Raw genomic sequence first — 18,693 nt, 5'->3', positions numbered from 1 at the left:
CTGTAGTTCCTTCGCCTATTCGAACGAAACCGCCGGATTGAGGCTATAGATGCCCGTCAGGCTGGCCTTGCCGAGCACCTGGGCCGATGCCAGCGCTGCCTTTACATTGGCGCCGGTCAACGCCCCCGGCACCGCCAGCGTGGGCGTCGCGAGCGCATACACGGTGAAGATATAGTGATGCAGCAGCGGATCGTTCCACGGCGGACAAGGGCCGTCGTAGCCGTAATACTCGCCCTGCATCTGTTCATCGTTCGCGAACCAGCCGGTGTAATCGTTGATGCCATGACGCAGCCCGTGCGGCGCGGCGGGGCCGCTCTTGCCGCGAGGCGTGATGCCGTCCGAATACGCGCCGGCTTGAAGCTCACGGGTTCCTGCCGGAATGTCGAGCAGCAGCCAGTGATAGAAGTCGATACGCGGCAAGGCCGCAGGCACTTCGCGCCCCTCCTGGTTCACGTCGTCGGCGCTGCTTGGCACATCGGGGTCATGGCAGATCAGCACGAAGGATTGCGTGCCTTCAGGGACATCGTGCCAGGCAAGATGTGGATTGCGGTTGGAAGACAGTGCGACATGCGTGCCTGCGTCGGGTACCGCGAAGGCAAATTGACCAGGAATGGCCTGGCCGTCCTGAAAACTCTGGCTGGTAACTCTCATTGTTGATTTCGTCCTGTGCGCGTATGGGAAGGTACCACGCGGTTATACCTTGCGTGGTGACGAAATTCTAAGAGAAGCAGGACCTGTCGATGTGATCAACGCCAATCAATTTCCACCCTAATCTAGTCAATATTATTTTCCCTCGTTTGCATTCAAATAATAGTCGACGCCTGAGTTATTCGAATGCGGCAAAAGCAGCATGCTGATGCTCGATCCACGACCTGCTGGTCGATTTTTGAATTCTACGTAGTTTGGTGTTTCCCGCTGATTGAAAACGCTGGCAAATTGAGAATAAAAGAAGCTCAATTTGAAGCGTTCAATTGTTCGACTGCTCCGCGCCTCAAGCCGACGATAGCGACGGCGACATGGGAATGGTTATGCTCATCCATGGCAAAGGTTTGGCCGAGCATCGAGGGCATGCTGGACGATTGCAATGCCGACCGAACAGCCGACAGCGCATCATCGCCGGCTCTTCGGATGGCATCGGCAATCAAATAGGTCGCTTCGAATGCAAACGCAGCGCGCTGCGTCGGCATCAGACCATATTTGCTCCTGTAGGCGGAGACAAACTTTCGTATTTCGGCATGTTGACTGCCCGCAAAAAACGGCGCCGCGCTACTGGATTTGTCGAGCTTCCCGCCAGCAATGAAATCCCGCGAAAAACTACGTTGTGTGGCGGCATAGTCCAAGCGCCCTGTCAGCGGGATATCCAGCCCGGCATTTTCGTAGGCATGGAAAAATGCGTCGCTTGACGGACCGAGCAAGACGACGATCTGATCAGGCCTCCCTTCTTTCACTTCCTTCAGGAATCCGGAGAAATCAGGCGATGCAGCCGCTACGGTCTGGTTTGTCTTTACTGCGATGTTCAACGCAACGGCAGCGTCCTTCATCGCAATGGCATTTTCCTGGTTGAACGCAATATCGTCGCCGATGATGCCGACGCTTTTTGCGCCGTGATCCTTTAACCAAGTCATCAAGGTCAACGCCACATCCGAGTTGGACGGACTGGTCTTGAACGTGTAGCGATAACCGCCTGTGCCGGCGGCATTGACGAACTCATCCCCTGCGGAAATATCAATGACCAACGGGACGCGCCTGGCCTCTGCTATTGGCATGATGGCGCGCGTAACAGGTGTTGCCAATGCACCGATGACGACCGAAACGTGTTCTTTCTCAATCAGATTTCCGACCGCCTGGACGCCGGTATCGGCGTTCGCCGCATTGTCGATGTAGTGCGCCTGGACAGGACGATTCAGTACGCCGCCCGCCTGATTGATCTGTTGCAGCGCGAGTTCTATACCGTATTGTTCGCTCTGTCCCCGATCGGCCGTTGGTCCGCTGAGTATGGTTGTTACCCCTATCTTGATGGGAAGCGTCTGCGCCTGTGCCATCAAGGTGGCGGCGGCCGCCGCCGCGGCCAGCAGATAAATGGGAAATCGCATGCCAATCTCCTTCATGTGGAAAAACTTGCTTTATGCATCGACCGAAATGACGACTTTGCCGAAATGCTTGCCGGTAGCCATATATTCATAGGCAGACTGCGCCTGATCAAACGGGAAAACCTTGTCAACGATCGGACTCACATGGTTGATCTCCACAAAATGCACCAGGTCTTCCAGCATTTTCCGGCTGCCCGCTGTAATGCCGGTCAGTTGCTTTGCGCCGCCGATGAGCATCCCTGGTTCGATGGCGACAGGCCCGCCGCCGGTCACACGACCGACGACGACGACGGTTCCGCCGACCGCGGCGGATTTCAGGGAGCGTGTCAGCGTACCTTCGCCGCCGACTTCAACAACGAGATTCACGCCTGCACCCTCGGTAATGCGCAGTACCTCGTTTTGCCATTCCGGATGAGTACGGTAGTTGATCGTGGCGGAGGCGCCCAGGATTCGTGAACGCTCCAGCTTTTCATCTTGCGACGAGGTCACGATGACCTGCATGCCGGCCGCCTTGGCGAGTTGCAACGCCCATGTGGAAACACCTCCGGTTCCAAGAAGCAGCACGCTTGCGCCAGGTCGTGCGTTGCCGGCAACGAAGAGTGCATTCCAGGCGGTCAGTCCGGCGCAGCTTAACGTGGCTGCGGCGGTGGATGTCACCCCTTTCGGCGCCATGACGAAATGCTCTGCATCGGATACCACTTCCTCTGCCAGCGTGCCGTTGAACTGAGTGCCGAAGGATCCGGCAGTTTTTTCTTTGGAAATGGCGCCATCAGTCCAGAACGGATAGTAGTTGGTGATAACGCGATCTCCCGCCTTAAAACGTTTCACATCGCTGCCCACGGCAGTAACTATTCCGCAACCATCGACCAGCGGAACGATGGGCCCCGCTGCCGGATTGGGAAATTGACCGCGCGCGAAACTGAGATCTCGACTGTTCAACGAAACGGATTTGATCTGGACGCGAATCTCATGCGCATCGGGATTGCGACTTGGCAGGCTGACTTTTTGAAGACCGACAATTCCGGCGCCGGATTGGAGTACGTATGCATTCATGTGAATTCTCCCTATCAAATAGAGTGATCGATATACGCTGCTTTACGCAGGGCAGCGGGAAAATCTCCGGTCATTCCAGCAACAGCGGTATTGGTGAGCGCAACGACGGAAAGTTGATTGACGGGGTCCACCCAAAATCCGGTCCCGTATACTCCGGACCAATTCCAGGAGCCCGCCGGCAGGGGCAGATTCGCCTTCCCCGGATCGGTAAGAACTGCCGCCCCCAAGCCCCATCCATAGCCGGGCCCAGCCGCCGTGACAGCAAGGTTTCCAATGGCGTTGACGACCATCAGCTTCGCGGTTTCAGGACGAATCACACCCTGGCCTCCAGTCCGCATCGCCTCGACAAATCGCAAATAGTCGCTTGCCGTGCCGAACATGCCCGTGCCGCCGGAAGGAAACGCGGTTGTATCGAAAACCCGCGACGGCGAGTAAGCAATGGCGCTGCCGCCGAACTTGAGAAAATGGGGATCGCTCATCCTGGCCGGGATCGGCGAGGCGTCGCCATAGGGCGTGGCCAGCACAGTTCCCTTCGCCGCAACGAAATCGGTGTGTTTCAGACCCAGCGGTTGTGTAACGAGGCGACGCACCGCTTGCGGAAGCGATTGACCGGTCGCACGCTCGATTACCGCACCAAGCACATCGATGGCAACCGAGTAATGCCAGCCGGAGCCAGGTTCGAACAGCAAAGGCGCCGCAGCAATGCGTTGCAGATTCTGTTGCAATGTCAGTCCTGAATGATCGAGCCCGTCGGAGACCCCAAGCTGATGATAGGGGCCATCAGGCGCCTCGAGAAAGCCATATCCCAGGCCCGCGGTATGCGTCATCAGGTGCCGCAGCGTAATGACCGGTGTTCTGCCGTCCGGGAGCTTGGGCTGAAATTCAGGCAGCCATCGGGTGACCGCACCATCCAGATCCAGAAGTCCCTGATCAACCAGGGCAAGCGCTGCCACGCACACAATTTGTTTGGTCATCGAGGCCAGGCGGAACAGCTCATCGTCGGCCACCGGGCGTCTGGTTTCGCGGTCTGCCAAACCGGCAGCTCTTTGGTAGACAGTACGGCCACGGTGAGCAACGGCAACAGACAGTCCCACGATATGACCGCTTGCAACCGCCGCATCGATGACGGCATCCAGACTGGAACCGTTGTTCCAATAGGCGCCATCGCTTGACTGGACGGTGGCAAAGCTGAATGCGTGTCCGGGCAACGCCGCAGTCAGACTACCCAGCGAGGCCGCAGTGAGCAGGCGACGGCGCTTGGGAGAGGCCAGCGGCGCTGCCTCGTTCGGAAACTGATGATTCATTGCTGGTCCTTATGTACCAATAGCGTGCTTTGAGGATGGTGAAACTATAGGCTTCTCCCTGCCAAGTGATAATATTCAAATCAACAAGTTTAGTTTTTACTGACAGTGAGAAATAAAATGCTGGATAGAATCACCGGAATGCAAATATTTACGCGATCCGCCGCCGCTGGAAGCCTGTCTGCAGCGGCACGTCAGCTCGATCTGTCCCCCGCGATGGCGGCCAAGCATGTGGATGCCCTTGAGGAGCGCCTGGGCGTCAAGCTGTTTCATCGCAGCACGCGCAAACTGACATTGACCGAAGCAGGCCAGCAGTATCTGGAGGCATGCGTCAAACTGCTTCCTGAACTGGAAGAGGTCGAGGCGGCGATCGCATCTCAACGGGTCTTGGCGCAAGGCCTTCTTCGACTCAATACCCCGCTCTCTTTTGGCATCCGATACATCGTGCCGTTGCTCAAGGAGTTCAATCGGCTGCATCCGCTGGTCTCGATTGATCTGGGATTGAATGACCGCGTCGTTGACCTGATGGAAGAAGGATGGGATCTGACGCTGCGGGTCGGCAAGCTCAAGGACACGCAGTTGGTGGCGCGCAAGCTGGCAGATGCGGCGATGATCGTGTGCGCGTCTCCGGAATATTTAGCAGGTCACGGCCGTCCGACAAGCTGGGCCGATCTGTCCGGACACAATTGCCTGAGTTTTTCCTTGTCAAATATTTCCAGGCCGACCGAATGGCGCTTCGGAAAAAATGGCGAGCATAGCGTGAAGGTTCAGGGAAGTTTGCGCGTCAATAACGGGGATGCGCTGGTTGCCGCCGGGGTCTCTGGACTGGGCATACTTTATGAGCCGCAATTCATTGTTGCCGACGCCATTCGTCGAGGCGACCTCGTTGCACTCCGGTTAGGTGCGGAGGCGGCCGATCTCGGCGGTATTCATATGGTGCGCTCGGCCAATCGTGAACCGCCTGCAAAAGTACGTGTCATGATCGATTTTCTTTTGCAGGAATTTGGCCCCAAGGCCCCTTGGGCGTTCGACTAAACGCATCATCGGATTTGCGTTGATAACCGGCGCTCTTGAAAATAAAAAAGCCCTTGAAAAATCAAGGGCTTATCTTATTCTGGCGGAGAGAGGGGGATTCGAACCCCCGATAGGCTATTAACCTATACACGCTTTCCAGGCGTGCGACTTCAACCACTCATCCATCTCTCCTGGATTTGGGTCGCGTTTAGCGAAGCCGCAGATTATAGCAAGATTTTCTTCAAATTAAAGCTTTTTCGCTCCCGCGGATCATGAAAAAGCCGGCGAAACCGGGTAGCCATTACTGGCGCCCTGCTCCGCCGGCCTTTTTACAAGCCGGTTCCGCGGCCAACGGCCTTATTGCGCTTCCTTCAACTGATCCAGGATGGCCGGGTTTTCCAGGGTGGAGATGTCCTGGGTAATCGCTTCGCCTTTAGCCAGCACGCGCAGCAAGCGGCGCATGATCTTGCCGGAGCGGGTCTTGGGCAGGTTGTCGCCGAAGCGGATTTCCTTGGGCTTGGCGATCGGGCCGATTTCCTTGGCGACCCAGTCGCGCAATTCCTTGGCGATGGCCTTGGCTTCGTCGCCGGTGGGGCGCGGGCGTTTCAAGACGACAAAGGCGCAGATCGATTCGCCGGTGGTTTCGTCCGGCTTGCCCACGACTGCGGCCTCGGCCACCATGCTGTTGGCGACCAGCGCCGATTCGATTTCCATCGTGCCCATGCGGTGGCCGGAGACGTTCAGTACATCGTCGATGCGGCCGGTGATGGTGAAGTAGCCGGTCTCCTTGTTGCGCACGGCGCCGTCGCCGGCGAGGTAGGTCTTGCCGCCCAGTTCCTCGGGGAAGTAGCTCTTCTTGAAGCGCTCGGGGTCGTTCCAGATGGTGCGGATCATCGACGGCCAGGGGCGCTTGACGACCAGGATGCCGCCATTGCCGTTGGGCAGGTCGTTGCCGGTCTCGTCGACGATGGCGGTGGTGATGCCCGGCAGCGGCAAGGTGCAGGAGCCCGGCACTTGCGGCGTGGCGCCCGGCAGCGGCGAGATCATGTGGCCGCCGGTTTCGGTCTGCCAGAAGGTGTCGACGATCGGGCATTTCTCGCGGCCGATGTTCTTGTAGTACCACATCCAGGCTTCCGGATTGATCGGCTCGCCCACCGAGCCGAGGATGCGCAGCGTGGACAGGTCGTATTGCCTGGGGTGCACCTTTTCGTCGGCGTCGGCGGCCTTGATCAGCGAGCGGATCGCGGTCGGCGCGGTGTAGAAGATGGTGGCCTTGTGGCGCGCGACCATGTCCCAGAAGCGTCCGGCGTTGGGGTAGGTCGGCACGCCTTCGAACACGATCTGGGTGGCGCCCACGGCCAGTGGGCCGTAGGCGATGTAGGTGTGGCCGGTGATCCAGCCGATGTCGGCGGTACACCAGTAGATGTCGTCGGGCTTGATGTCGAAAGTCCACTTCATCGTCAGCGCGGCCCACAGCAGGTAGCCGCCGGAGGCGTGCTGCACGCCCTTGGGCTTGCCGGTGGAGCCGGAGGTGTAGAGGATGAACAGTGGATGCTCAGCGCCCACCCATTCCGGTTCGCAGGCGTCGGGCTGGTTGGCCACCACGTCGTGCAGCCAGAGGTCGCGCCCTTGCACCCAGTTGATCTCGGCGCCGGCGCGCTTGTAGACGACCACGTTTTTGATGGTGTCGCAGCCGCCCATGGCGAGCGCTTCGTCGACGATGGATTTGAGCGGCAGTTGCTTGCCGCCGCGCACCTGGTAGTCGGCGGTGATGACGGCCACGGCGCCGGCGTCGATCACGCGCTCTTGCAGCGACTTGGCGGAGAAGCCGCCGAACACCACCGAGTGGGTGGCGCCGATGCGCGCGCAGGCCTGCATGGCGGCCACGCCTTCGACCGACATCGGCATGTAGATGACCACGCGGTCGCCCTTCTTCACGCCCAGCGATTTGAGGCCGTTGGCGAATTGGCAGACCTTGCTGTGCAGTTCGCGGTAGGTGACGCGGGTGACCTTGGCGTCGTCGGACTCGAAGATGATGGCGACCTTGTCGGCGTTGCCGTTCTCAAGATTGACGTCCAGGCAGTTGTAGGAAACGTTGAGCTGGCCGTCTTCAAACCATTTGTAGAACGGCGCGTTGGATTCGTCCAGGGTCTTGCTGAAGGGTTTTTGCCATTTCAGGTTGTCCTTGGCCAGTTTGGCCCAGGTGCCTTCATAGTCGCGTTCGAATTCGGCGTTCAGGGCATGGTAGGCGGCCATGCCTGAAATGGCGGCATGCTTGACCAGTTCGGCCGGTGGTGCAAATACACGGTTCTCTTGCTTGAAAGTTTCAATGTCAGCCACGGTAGTCTCCACTAGGTAGTTTTTGCTTTCCGCAAAACATAGGCCGTTTCACTTACTCAGTCCTTACACAAACGGCAATGTTCCCGGACGGGAACGCCTGTGCGCAAGGCTTTGCGGGCGACCGCCAGCGTTTTTGCGAAATGCTGAAAAGAATGCTCAAAGGCACGGACTCGGCAAGCGCGTCCATCCAAGGAGACTGGAATCATGTCGATATGTCCACGATCCGCCCATTGTGGCATAGCCGCATGTTTCCCGCAGGTACTGCGCGGCTCGCGTTTGGCGGCACTTTCTGTTGCGCGGCCGCAGGAGACTATGCCCAAGGGAGTGTAGAATACGGCCCCAATTCGAACCCGATAATCGAAGCCAGCCATACCTCGCCAGATCTCACGCGCCAATCGACCTCCATGAAAGATTCGCAACAAAAATCCCCCCGCAAGATCGGCATCCTGCCCAACCTGATTTTCATGAGCCGCTGGCTGCAGTTGCCGCTCTACCTGGGCCTGATCCTGGCGCAGTGCGTCTACGTCTATCACTTCTGGGTCGAACTGTCGGACCTGATCGGCGCGGCCATGGGCAACGCCTCCTCGCTGGAGCACATCCTCGATGCCGTGGCCATCGCCGGCACGCCGCGCCCGGACAAGCTCAATGAGCAGACCATCATGCTGGTGGTGCTGGCCCTGATCGACGTGGTAATGATTTCCAACCTGCTGATCATGGTGATCGTGGGCGGCTATGAGACATTCGTCTCGCGCATGAACCTGGAAAGCCATCCCGACCAGCCGGAGTGGCTGTCGCACGTCAATGCGTCGGTGCTGAAGGTGAAGCTGGCCACGGCCATCATCGGCATCTCCTCGATCCACCTGTTGAAGACCTTCATCAACGCCAACCTGTACGACGCCAAGACCCTGCTGGCGCAAACCGGCATCCACCTGACCTTCCTGGTTTCGGCCATGGCGATCGCGTATTGCGACAAGCTGATGTCGCATCCCGTGCCACAGCCGCCCGATTCACCCGACGCGCCGCACTGACCGCCTCCCTATTCCAAACCCTGAGAGAACCAGCCATGACCATCATCAAGCAAGACGATCTCATCGAATCCGTAGCCGCCGCGCTGCAGTACATCAGCTACTACCACCCGGTGGACTACATCCAGCACCTGGCGCGCGCCTATGAGGCCGAGCAGAACCCGGCTGCCAAGGATGCGATCGCCCAGATCCTGACCAACTCGCGCATGTGCGCCGAGGGCAAGCGCCCGATCTGCCAGGACACCGGCATCGTCAACGTGTTCCTGAAGGTGGGCATGGGCGTGCGCTTCGAAGGTTTTTCCGGTTCCATCGCCGATGCCGTCAACCAAGGCGTGCGCCAGGGCTACATGCATCCGGACAACGTGCTGCGCGCATCGATCGTGGCCGACCCGCAGTTCGAGCGCAAGAACACCAAGGACAATACCCCGGCCGTGATCCACATGGAGCTGGTGCCGGGCAATACCGTGGACGTGCGCATCGCCGCCAAGGGCGGCGGCTCCGAGAACAAGACCAAGTTCGTCATGCTCAACCCGTCCGACAACCTGGTGGACTGGGTGCTCAAGACCGTGCCGACCATGGGCGCCGGCTGGTGCCCGCCAGGCATGCTGGGCATCGGCATCGGCGGCACCGCCGAGAAGGCCATGCTGATGGCCAAGGAAGTGCTGATGGACGACATCGACATGTATGAGCTGAAGAAGCGCGGCCCGAACAACAAGACCGAAGAACTGCGCATCGAGCTGTGCGACAAGGTCAACGCGCTGGGTATCGGCGCGCAAGGCCTGGGCGGCCTGACCACGGTGCTGGACGTGAAGATCATAATGCACCCGACGCACGCCGCGTCCAAGCCGGTCGCCATGATCCCCAACTGTGCCGCCACCCGCCACGGCCACTTCGTGCTGGACGGCTCGGGCCCGGCCTACATGGAACCGCCGTCGCTGTCGGAATGGCCGGAAGTGCACTGGGTGCCGGATACCGAGAAGTCCAAGCGCGTCGACCTCGATACGCTGACCAAGGAAGAAGTCGCCTCCTGGAAGCCGGGCCAGACCCTGCTCCTGAACGGCAAGATGCTGACCGGCCGCGACGCCGCGCACAAGCGCATCCAGGACATGCTGGCCAAGGGCGAGAAGCTGCCGGTGGATTTCACCAACCGCGTGATCTACTACGTCGGCCCGGTCGATCCGGTGCGCGATGAAGTGGTCGGCCCGGCCGGCCCGACCACCGCCACCCGCATGGACAAGTTCACCGACATGATGCTGGAGCAGACCGGCCTGATCTCCATGATCGGCAAGTCCGAGCGCGGCCCGACCGCGATCGAGGCGATCAAGAAGCACAAGTCGGCCTACCTGATGGCGGTGGGCGGCTCGGCTTACCTGGTGTCCAAGGCGATCAAGTCGGCCAAGGTGCTGGGCTTCGCCGACCTGGGCATGGAAGCGATCTATGAGTTCGACGTCAAGGACATGCCGGTGACGGTGGCGGTCGATGCCAATGGCATTTCGGTGCACAACACCGGCCCCGCCGAGTGGAAGGAAAAGATCGCGCAGAGCGTTTCGCTCTCCAAGATCCCCGTCACCACCGCCTGATCGGACTGACACCCGATAACACCAACGCGAACCGCCCGTCATCGCAGGAGCAAACGAAGCGACATGCCGCAACCTAGTTCTGAAGCTTCCTCCGCGATGACGCCCGCAGTTCCATCGATGCCGATGACAGCCGACGCTGCCATCGGCATTTTCGATTCCGGCATCGGCGGCCTGTCGGTGCTGCGCCACATCCACGCTGCCCTGCCCCACGAGACGCTGCTGTACTTCGCCGACTCAGGCTATGCGCCTTATGGCGACAAGACCGAGGGCGAGATCGTCGAACGTTCGCTGGCGATCGCCTCCTTCCTCATTACGCAAGGCATCAAGGCCCTGGTGGTTGCCTGCAATACCGCCACAGCCGCAGCCATCCAGGCGATACGCCAACGTTGGCCGGACTTGGTAGTGGTAGGCATCGAACCGGGGCTCAAACCCGCAGCCCAGCAAACCGAAAGCGGCGCCGTGGGCGTGCTGGCCACGCGCAGCACGCTGGCCAGCCAGCGCTTCGCCACGCTGCGGGAGCAGATGGAAAAGCAATATCGGGTGCGCTTCTTGCCGCAGGCCTGCGTCGGCCTGGTGGACCTGATCGAGAAAGGCGAACTGTATTCGCCCGCGACGGTGTCGCTGCTGGAACGCTATCTGGCGCCGCTGCTGGAACAAGGCGCCGATACCCTGGTGCTGGGCTGCACCCATTATCCTTTCGTCAGGGAAGCCATCGAAGGCGCATGCCGCCGGCTGGCCGGCCGGCCATGCGCGGTCATCGATACCGGCGAAGCCGTCACCCGGCAACTGCTGCGCCTGCTGCAGGCGCAAGGCTTGCGCCTGGATATCGGCCCCGGCGCATTGACCGGCTACACCAGCGCCAGCCGTTCGACGTTGGAACATGCCTTCGCTACGCTGCTGGACCTGCGTCCGGAGGTGCATGCATTGGGCCGGCAAGCCTGAATCCGGGCGGAAGCTGCCGCAACGGCGCGCCGGACGGGCTGTGCCCGCCCGATGGCGTTTTCGCCAAGAAATGGGAATATAGTTGCCATCCGCCCCGAGGCTTTGTATAATCGTGAGCTTCGCTGATGGATCGCAGCAGTTTTGCCTTCATATCAATGCATCAGTGGTGGCTGTAGCTCAGTTGGTAGAGTCCAGGATTGTGATTCCTGTTGTCGCGGGTTCGAGTCCCGTCAGCCACCCCAGATTTATTCCGGCGCACGAATCGAATCGGCCGGGCAAAAAATGAGCCATACGGCTCTTTTTTTTCGCCCTCAGGTTTCCTGCTTCCTGGCTTTTCATGCAGTGCGCCGCCGGCGCCTGTTTCATGGCAGCCGGGGCTCGCGCATTGCGCCTGCCGTCTCCAGCTTGTCTCCATTGTTCCCATTATCCCCATTGCCCCCGGCCTGCCCCAACAATCCCGGGTCGGCTTTCTGGTGGACGATGTCGGCCGGCGTTTCGCAAGTGGCGCGCAACTGGTCGAAGCTGGTTTCCTGCTGCTTCGCGTCGCGCGGGCTCAGGGCGTATTGGATCTGGCATTGCGCATTGCGCTCGCTGCCCCAGCGTATGGTCAGGCGGCCGTTGTCGCTTTGGGTACGGATGAACACCATGCCGCCCTGCCCCACCACGCCCAGTACATTATCCTGTTCATCGAGCACGTCGGCGCCGAACGGCAGGGCTTCGCCATTGCTGCGGTAGGCATTGATCAGCACGGAACGGCCATGCACCGTCTCATATTTCATCAGCACCACGGCGCCGGCCATCGGCGCCACGCGCAAGCTGGTGGTCGTCATCTCCACATCGGTTGAGGTTCCCTTGGGATCGAGCACCACTTCGTTGTTGCGGAAAGGCGTCATGTACGGCACCACGGCTTGGCCGGCCCCATTGAGGCGCACGCCGGCGGAATTGACGGTGGCGCCGCCGGCGCCATCGGCCTGCACGATGGCGATGGTGTCGCCCAGGTTCTGGGACAGCAGGATGCCATCCGAATGGGCCACGATGCCTCCCGATACTGTTGCCGACATTTGGCGGTTGCCGCCGCCGGCGTAACTGTAACTGCCGCCGACATCGGCAAACGGTGCGCGATACTGGCCGTTGACGGAAGCCGCCGAACTGCCCGGGTTCCGGCTCGCCGACACGCCGTAAGAGAAGTTGCGGCTCTCGCCCGCGGTGCCGTACAGGGAGCTCTGGACCGTGCTGCCGTTGTGCTGGTCGCGCGTCACGTTCATGCTCATCGAGGGCGAATTGATTTCCCTGCCCAATGGCATCGACATGGAAAACAGGTATTGTGTCCCGGTGCTGCCGCTGGACAGATCGCGCTGGCGCTGCGCTGAAATACTGTAGGAGACGATGCCCCAGCGGTTGCTGTAGCCAAGGCTGAAGGTCGTGCCCATGCCGCGGCGCCCCCAGTAGTTCTGCGAAGAACCGCTCGCATAGAATGACCCTCGCTGCTCGCCCAGGAATTGCGAGACGGAAAGCTGCAATTGGTTACGCGTGCGTTCCACCTGGCTGGGGTCGCCGCCGCGTTCGGCCAGCGTCCTGATTGCCTGCAGTTCCTGCAGGCGCAGGTAGCCGCTGCTCGAGTAGCGCAAGGCGGCCAGCGCGATGTTGGTGCCGGTCTGTTCCAGGTTCTTGTTGTAATCCAGCTTCAGGCTTTCGCCCGTGCGCGTCTCGCCCTCGGTGACGCGCGCATGCGAACGGCTCAGGTTCAGCGCCACTGCGCCCAGCGGCGTACTCACCGCGCCACCGCCGACAACGGCCATGTAGTTCTGGGCCACGGTCAGGCCACCGGCCAGGGTCAGCCAATTGTCCACGCCATGCTCATACGTGCCCTGCATGAAATTGGCGGCTGCGATGCCGGAACCCTGACTGCGGGTCCGGCCCGCCGTGAAACTGTAGCGATAGGTACCCGGGCGCAGCAGTTGCTCCACGGAAGCGTAAGGCACATCGAAGCTGGAGGAACTGCCATCGGCCTCGGTCACGATCACGCGCAGGTTGCCGCCAAAACCGGTGGGATACAGGTCATCGATTTCGAAGCGCCCCGGAGCCACGGTGGTCTCATAAATGATGTTGCCGTTCTGGCGGATCTGCACCTTGGCATTGGTGCGGGCGATGCCCCGCACCACCGGGGCATAGCCGTTCTGCGAATCGGGCAGCATGCGCGGATCGGAAGCCAGTTGCACGCCGCGATACGAAAAACTGTCGAACAGCCGCCCCGATGTCGCGAAGTCGCCTGCCGTCAGCATGCCGCTGAGCGGAACGATGCTGCGCTGGGCGTAACTGGCGATGGTCTGGACCCGGGTCTGGCCATGGGTCTGGCGCGTGATGGTGGAATTATTGCGGAAGCGCCACTCCCCCAGGTTGAGGCCGCTATTGAGGTTGAGGAAGTGGGAAGTGCTGCTCCGTCCATCGCCGGCGGTGCTAAAGGCGTTGTAGTGGTAACTCAGCATGGCGGCATTGACGCCCTTGTCCCACAATTCAGGGCTGACGTAGCCGCGCGCAAAACGGCGCAATGCAATCTGCGGAATGGAGGCATTGATGCGCAGGTCGCCGCTATCGAATTCCACGGTCGCATCCTGCACCACATCGTCGAGCTGCAAACAGCTGTCCTTGCCGGCCGCCAGCACTGCCGAGCGCGCCTGCTCGGACAGCTTGTCGAGATCGATCCCCATCGCTTCCAACAGGCTACGCGTGAAGCACGGTTTGGCGGAACCGTCATCGCCCACGGCGACGAACACCACATCCTGGCGGCCTATCCAGCCATCGTTGACGTACAGGTCGACGCGATAGGAACCGGCCGGCAACGGGTTGGCCTTGCTGAACCGGCTGACGTCGATAGGCGCATCGCCGCTGCCGCGAAAGAAATCCGAGCCGAATTCCACCTGGGCCAGCTGGGTCTTTTTCTCCGCCTGCGCGGAAACGGCTGGCAACATGGCCGCCACGCCCATCATGGCAAGGTTCAATGCCTTCATCCGGCTGCTAACAGGTCGCTCCTTCATCGCTTTTGTTCTGTGCAAGTGATTGTTCAAGTGATGGCTCGGCAATCCTGATGCGCAGGAACATCTGTTGCCGCCGGGCTTGTGTGGGTCAGTCGCGCAACTCGGCGCTCTTTTCCACAGGGCCGCCATAATCGTTCAGGTAGGTGTAGCGCACGGCGAGCCTGCCCGCGGGTGCCGCCTGCATGGACTTGATCTTGAAGTCCGCGCTCTTGCCCGGCTCGGCCATGCCGCCTTCTTCGCTTTCAAACAGGGGCTTGTCGCCGTCGCCCACCAGCACCAGGCCAATCAGGTTGATGTGATAGGGCGTAGGGTTGTCCAGGCTCACCGCATATGCGCCATCGGCATCGCGTTTGAGGCGCCAGCGCAAATGGGAAAATGCGTCTTCAACCCGTTGCGCGGAGTTGAGCTCCTTGGGACGGAAGAACACCTTGATGCGGGTACGGAAAGCCATCTGCATGTAATTCACGTCGGCATCGCCGCTGGGCTTGGGCGCGACTTCCAGCAGGTTGAACCAGAACAGCGTCTCGCGGTCTTGCGGCAAGGAGTCGCCGTTATAGAGCATGCGCACGGTCTGCCCCTTGGCCGGATCGATGCGAAACATCGGCGGCGTGAGGACAAACGGCGTACGGATCTTGTCGGGCGAGGCGTTGGGATCGCCATCGTCCATCCATACCTGGATCAGCCCCGGCTCTTTTCCATCATTGCTCAGGCGCACCGTCACTTCCCGCTCGTTGGACGGAAACACGATACGGGTTCCGCTGATGACCACCGAGGCTTGCGCGCTCGCCGCGCTCCCCAGCAGCAGCAACAGGCAAACGAACTTATTCGCTATTTTTTTCATTCCCCCCTCCCGATAAAAAGAAAAATTCTCCACCAACCGCCCCTGACGGGGCGGTTCATGCAAGCAATACCTGATGGAGAGTGGCGCGCCCGCCAAGGGCTGACGCCGGGAACAGACTTACGGATAAGCGATCGTGAACTGGATCGAGGAAGCTACCGCTCCGGCGGTCGCGGCGCCGCCAGTGGCTACGTACTGTGCCGACAGCGGAATGGTGGCGACACCGGCAGTAGTCGAGGTTGCAGCGGCGGTCCTCGCGGAAGGCGTGCCCAACTGCATCGGGGTAGCGGCATTATGGCCGTCGAGCAGAGCGATCTGGACGTTACTGTTGTCGCGGGCTGTATTGACCAGACGGCCGGTCGTCGTATCGACGTTGGCGACTGCGTTACCGAACTCCAGGCGTACCGACTTGGTCGTGTCGCCGCAGTTGCCCAGCACCACATTGAAGGTCGTCAGGCCCGCGACATCGTTGGCCTGTGACAAGCTGGCGACATTCACGCTCGGCATCGTCACGGTCTGGGTGCCGCTAGTGCCGCTGGTCAGCGTGCAGGTGGTAGCCGCCACATTGCCGGTGAAGGCAATCGTGCCGTCGGCGGCCTGGGCCAGCGCCGGCGAAATGGCGACGGCAAAAAGGGAAGCGATAATCGTCTTTTTCATTGTTACTCCGGATAGATCAATAGTTGTTCCGACTGGCGCATGCAAGGATTGGCGCAACCACGTCGGCATACCCATTACAGCTCCCCACATTTCCATACACGAACCAGTCAAGCAAGCGGAGAGCACCCATTTGCAGACAAGCTTCCACAAACAGGATGAATGGTATTGAGCAAGCGTTTTCGTTGATATAAGAAAATTCTTAAATGGAAATTCCATCGAAACTGTGGTGTCGACGCAAAAAAAAACAGCGGAAAAATCCGCTGTTTTTCGATGCTGCTATTGCCACGCGTCAGATCATGCCGGTCGAATAGGCATACTTGATCAGGTCGGCATCGGTCGACAGCCCCAGCTTGCGCATGGCATTGTTCTTGTGCGTGCTGACCGTGCTGGGCGTACGCGACAGGCGGTCGCAAATGTCGCTCAGCGAATTGCCTTCGACGAACAAGCGCACCACCTCCAGCTCCGACAGCGTCAGCTCCTTGGCCTGCGAGAAGACATCGCCCTGGGCCCAGTTCACCTCCAGCTCGCCGCGCAGCGAAACCGGGAAATACACCTGCTTGCTGCTTTGCGTGGCCAGGCATGCGTTGATCAACTCTTCCGGTTTCTCGCGCTTGTTGATGACCGAGAACACGCCCATGCGGTACAGGCGCTTGACCACGGCGCTGTTGCCCATGGCGGTGTAGACGATGACCTTGCTCGACGGATGGTCGGCCTTGATGCGCTTGATCAGCGAAAAGCCGTCGGCATCTTCCTTCTCATCGTTGGGCATGGTGAAGTCGGTGATGACGATCTCGCAGGGAGAACGCTTGAGCGCGGTGAGCAGCGCTTCGCCAGTTTCCACTTCGAGGTCGATGCGCACTTCGGGCAAGCGCCTCAGTTCGCTCTTGAGCGCCCCCAATACGACCGGATGATCGTCGGCGATGGCTACGTGCAGGACTTTGTTCAAATTCATACTACCCCCATTTCGAATGATTAATCGAGCTTGAATGCTTACTGACCGCGGCGGCGTCACCCCTTGACCCATCGCGCAACAAACACGTGTCCTCGACCGGACGAAATGAAGCTTGGTTCCCGACATTTTTTCTGGCGACATCCGCAATTACTGGAATCGCCCTATGAAAAACCTCGTCAAAAAAATCTTTTAAAAAAATCGATATATCATCACGATGATGACAAAAAGCAACAATAAAAACGAATACATTCGCATATAATTTCGGAATTATTTGAGAATTCAAGACAGCATCAGGGGTGATGCGGGTCTTCTCATGTGGGGGTATCGCACCGCAGAGTGTTGACATCTTGAGCCCAGGGAGGGCTATCCACGGGGAGTAATTCCATGCGCAATCCATCCATTTATCGTATCGTCGGGCTCGCTTTCGGCCTGGCCCTTTCCATTCCTGCTACCAGCCATGCCGCAGACGGCACGCTGCAGATCCGCGGCGCCGTTGTCGAAGCTGGCTGCTCGGTCAGCGTCGCCCAGGCCGGGTTCAATCAAGATGTTGTCGAGCGCGTGACGCAAAACAACGGCCACGGCGCAGCCGGGGTCGCAGGCGGTTCCGTGCAACTGAAAATGAACTGCAACAGCAACCAGGCGTTGCAATTGTCGTTTGAAGGCCGGCCCTCGGAAAACCGGAGCGGTTTCGACGCAGGCATAGCGGGTGTGGAAATGCTGCTCAGCAGCGCCGGCCAGCAATTGGATCCCGGCAAGGCCATCCCGATCGCGCTGACCGGCAAAAAGGAAAGGCACATCGACATCGCCACCGCCCTGCGCCGCGTCGCGGGCGCTCCCGGCGCCACGAATGGCGGCAAGATCGATGGCGCCATCCTGATTTCGATGAACTACCGCTGATCCGGCTCGTAGCCGACGCCCAAGCCACTCAGCCAGGCAAGCGCAACCAGCCTCGGTCCGCAGAATGTGCCGCCCGCACAATAGGCGCCGGCGCAATGTACCGATGCAACCGGATCACCAATAATCCTCTGTCACGAACTGTCCGCCGCCGGCGCGCCGCAACGGCGCCATGCCGCGTTCGCGCAGGATCTCGCGCACCTCGGTGACCATCTCCGGATTGCCGCAAGCCATGAAGCGCGAATGCGCCGCGTCGATCGCCAGGCCGGTGGCCCGCTCCAGGCCGCCGTCGCGCAGCAGCGCGGTGATGCGCCCGGCCAGCACCGCGCCGTCGCCAGGTTCGCGCGTCACCGACTGCAGGTAATGCAACCTGGCCGGCAAACCGTCGGCCAGGGCCTGCGCGCGCAGGGCTGCGAACTTGTCGGCATAGGCCAGTTCCTCGCGGTTGCGCACGCAATGCACCAGCACCAGGTCCTGGAATTTCGCCCACACGTCCTGCTGCTGCAGGATCGAGAGATAAGGTCCGAGCCCGGTGCCGGTAGCCAGCATCCACAGTTGCTTGCCGTCGGTGAAGCGATCGGCGGTCATGAAGCCGTAGCTGAGTTTTTCCACCCATACCGGATCGCCGGGCCGCATGGCATCGAGGCGGGTAGTGAATTTACCGCCGGGCACGATGATGGCGTAATACTCCAGCTCATCCTCGGACTCGGCCGAGGTGATCGAATAGGCGCGCGAGACGATCTCGCCATCGATCTCCAGCCCAAGCCGCGCGAACTGGCCGGCGCTGAAACGGTAGCCGGCCGGACGCGTAGTGCGGAAAGTCAGCAGCTTGCCGGTCCAGCGATGCACCGACAGCAGGCGTTCGCAACTGGCTTTTTCCGAATAGACGTCGACACTCACCTGCTTCTCCTTCCACTTGCCTTGGCAACCAAGAAAACTCTCAAATTAGGCCGGCGCAGCTCGAAATCGGTT

Annotated in this window: 15 protein-coding genes and 2 tRNA genes; 6 read left to right on the top strand and 11 right to left on the bottom strand. The window is 60.1% G+C overall.

Features of this window, described 5'->3' with window-relative positions; genetic code table 11:
* Positions 1–15: 15 nt before the first annotated feature.
* From AC07N6_RS00570 to AC07N6_RS00555, 4 genes are all read right to left on the bottom strand, one after another.
* Entirely contained in the window at positions 16–651 is a 636-nt protein-coding gene (locus AC07N6_RS00570; protein WP_494780392.1) for a YbhB/YbcL family Raf kinase inhibitor-like protein, read from the bottom strand.
* 302 nt (positions 652–953) lie between these two features.
* The gene (locus AC07N6_RS00565) at positions 954–2,093 is read right to left on the bottom strand and encodes an ABC transporter substrate-binding protein (RefSeq protein WP_494780391.1); all 1,140 of its coding nucleotides are present in this window, start codon (positions 2,091–2,093) and stop codon (positions 954–956) included.
* A 30-nt stretch (positions 2,094–2,123) separates the two neighbouring features.
* Positions 2,124–3,143 carry a zinc-dependent alcohol dehydrogenase family protein gene (locus tag AC07N6_RS00560; RefSeq protein ID WP_494780390.1) on the bottom strand — a complete coding sequence of 340 codons (1,020 nt, stop codon included), beginning with the start codon at positions 3,141–3,143 and terminating at the stop codon, positions 2,124–2,126.
* A gap of 14 nt (positions 3,144–3,157) precedes the next feature.
* Positions 3,158–4,447, bottom strand: a complete 1,290-nt coding sequence (locus AC07N6_RS00555) for a serine hydrolase domain-containing protein (protein ID WP_494780389.1) — start codon at positions 4,445–4,447, stop codon at positions 3,158–3,160.
* 117 nt (positions 4,448–4,564) lie between these two features.
* Here AC07N6_RS00555 and AC07N6_RS00550 point away from each other — a divergent pair, with 117 nt between their 5' ends.
* Positions 4,565–5,479: a LysR family transcriptional regulator gene (locus tag AC07N6_RS00550; protein WP_494780388.1), complete on the top strand. Its 915-nt coding sequence runs from the start codon at positions 4,565–4,567 to the stop codon at positions 5,477–5,479.
* Between the two features lie 80 nt (positions 5,480–5,559).
* On the opposite strand, the gene AC07N6_RS00545 is transcribed toward AC07N6_RS00550, so the two are convergent.
* Together AC07N6_RS00545 and acs are read right to left on the bottom strand one after the other, a co-directional pair.
* Positions 5,560–5,650 (bottom strand) — tRNA-Ser (locus tag AC07N6_RS00545).
* A gap of 165 nt (positions 5,651–5,815) precedes the next feature.
* Complete coding sequence (gene acs, locus AC07N6_RS00540) at positions 5,816–7,798, bottom strand: acetate--CoA ligase (RefSeq protein ID WP_494780387.1); 1,983 nt, start codon at positions 7,796–7,798, stop codon at positions 5,816–5,818.
* A 404-nt stretch (positions 7,799–8,202) separates the two neighbouring features.
* Here acs and AC07N6_RS00535 point away from each other — a divergent pair, with 404 nt between their 5' ends.
* The 4 genes from AC07N6_RS00535 (at position 8,203) to AC07N6_RS00520 (ending at position 11,587) form a co-directional block, all read left to right on the top strand.
* Entirely contained in the window at positions 8,203–8,826 is a 624-nt protein-coding gene (locus AC07N6_RS00535; RefSeq protein WP_494780386.1) for a YqhA family protein, read from the top strand.
* Positions 8,827–8,861: 35 nt separating this feature from the next.
* A complete protein-coding gene (locus tag AC07N6_RS00530; RefSeq protein ID WP_494780385.1) occupies positions 8,862–10,403 on the top strand; it encodes a fumarate hydratase in 1,542 nt (513 codons plus the stop codon).
* 117 nt (positions 10,404–10,520) lie between these two features.
* Complete coding sequence (gene murI, locus AC07N6_RS00525) at positions 10,521–11,345, top strand: glutamate racemase (protein ID WP_494780384.1); 825 nt, start codon at positions 10,521–10,523, stop codon at positions 11,343–11,345.
* A 166-nt stretch (positions 11,346–11,511) separates the two neighbouring features.
* Positions 11,512–11,587, top strand: a tRNA-His gene (locus AC07N6_RS00520).
* A gap of 120 nt (positions 11,588–11,707) precedes the next feature.
* On the opposite strand, the gene AC07N6_RS00515 is transcribed toward AC07N6_RS00520, so the two are convergent.
* From AC07N6_RS00515 to AC07N6_RS00500, 4 genes are all read right to left on the bottom strand, one after another.
* A complete protein-coding gene (locus AC07N6_RS00515; protein WP_494780383.1) occupies positions 11,708–14,353 on the bottom strand; it encodes a fimbria/pilus outer membrane usher protein in 2,646 nt (881 codons plus the stop codon).
* A 115-nt stretch (positions 14,354–14,468) separates the two neighbouring features.
* A complete protein-coding gene (locus AC07N6_RS00510; protein ID WP_494780382.1) occupies positions 14,469–15,221 on the bottom strand; it encodes a fimbrial biogenesis chaperone in 753 nt (250 codons plus the stop codon).
* A gap of 117 nt (positions 15,222–15,338) precedes the next feature.
* Positions 15,339–15,875 (bottom strand): fimbrial protein, encoded by a 537-nt coding sequence (locus tag AC07N6_RS00505; protein ID WP_494780381.1) that lies wholly within the window; start codon positions 15,873–15,875, stop codon positions 15,339–15,341.
* A gap of 289 nt (positions 15,876–16,164) precedes the next feature.
* Entirely contained in the window at positions 16,165–16,827 is a 663-nt protein-coding gene (locus AC07N6_RS00500; RefSeq protein WP_494780380.1) for a response regulator, read from the bottom strand.
* 384 nt (positions 16,828–17,211) lie between these two features.
* On the opposite strand from AC07N6_RS00500, the gene AC07N6_RS00495 reads away from it, so the two are divergent.
* Entirely contained in the window at positions 17,212–17,724 is a 513-nt protein-coding gene (locus tag AC07N6_RS00495; RefSeq protein WP_494780379.1) for a fimbrial protein, read from the top strand.
* A gap of 114 nt (positions 17,725–17,838) precedes the next feature.
* On the opposite strand, the gene AC07N6_RS00490 is transcribed toward AC07N6_RS00495, so the two are convergent.
* Positions 17,839–18,621, bottom strand: a complete 783-nt coding sequence (locus AC07N6_RS00490) for a ferredoxin--NADP reductase (protein WP_494780378.1) — start codon at positions 18,619–18,621, stop codon at positions 17,839–17,841.
* Between the last annotated feature and the right edge of the window lie 72 nt (positions 18,622–18,693).

This window comes from Herbaspirillum sp. GW821-FHT09A12 (assembly GCF_059418325.1).
This window is presented reverse-complemented; position numbering and strand designations above follow the sequence as displayed.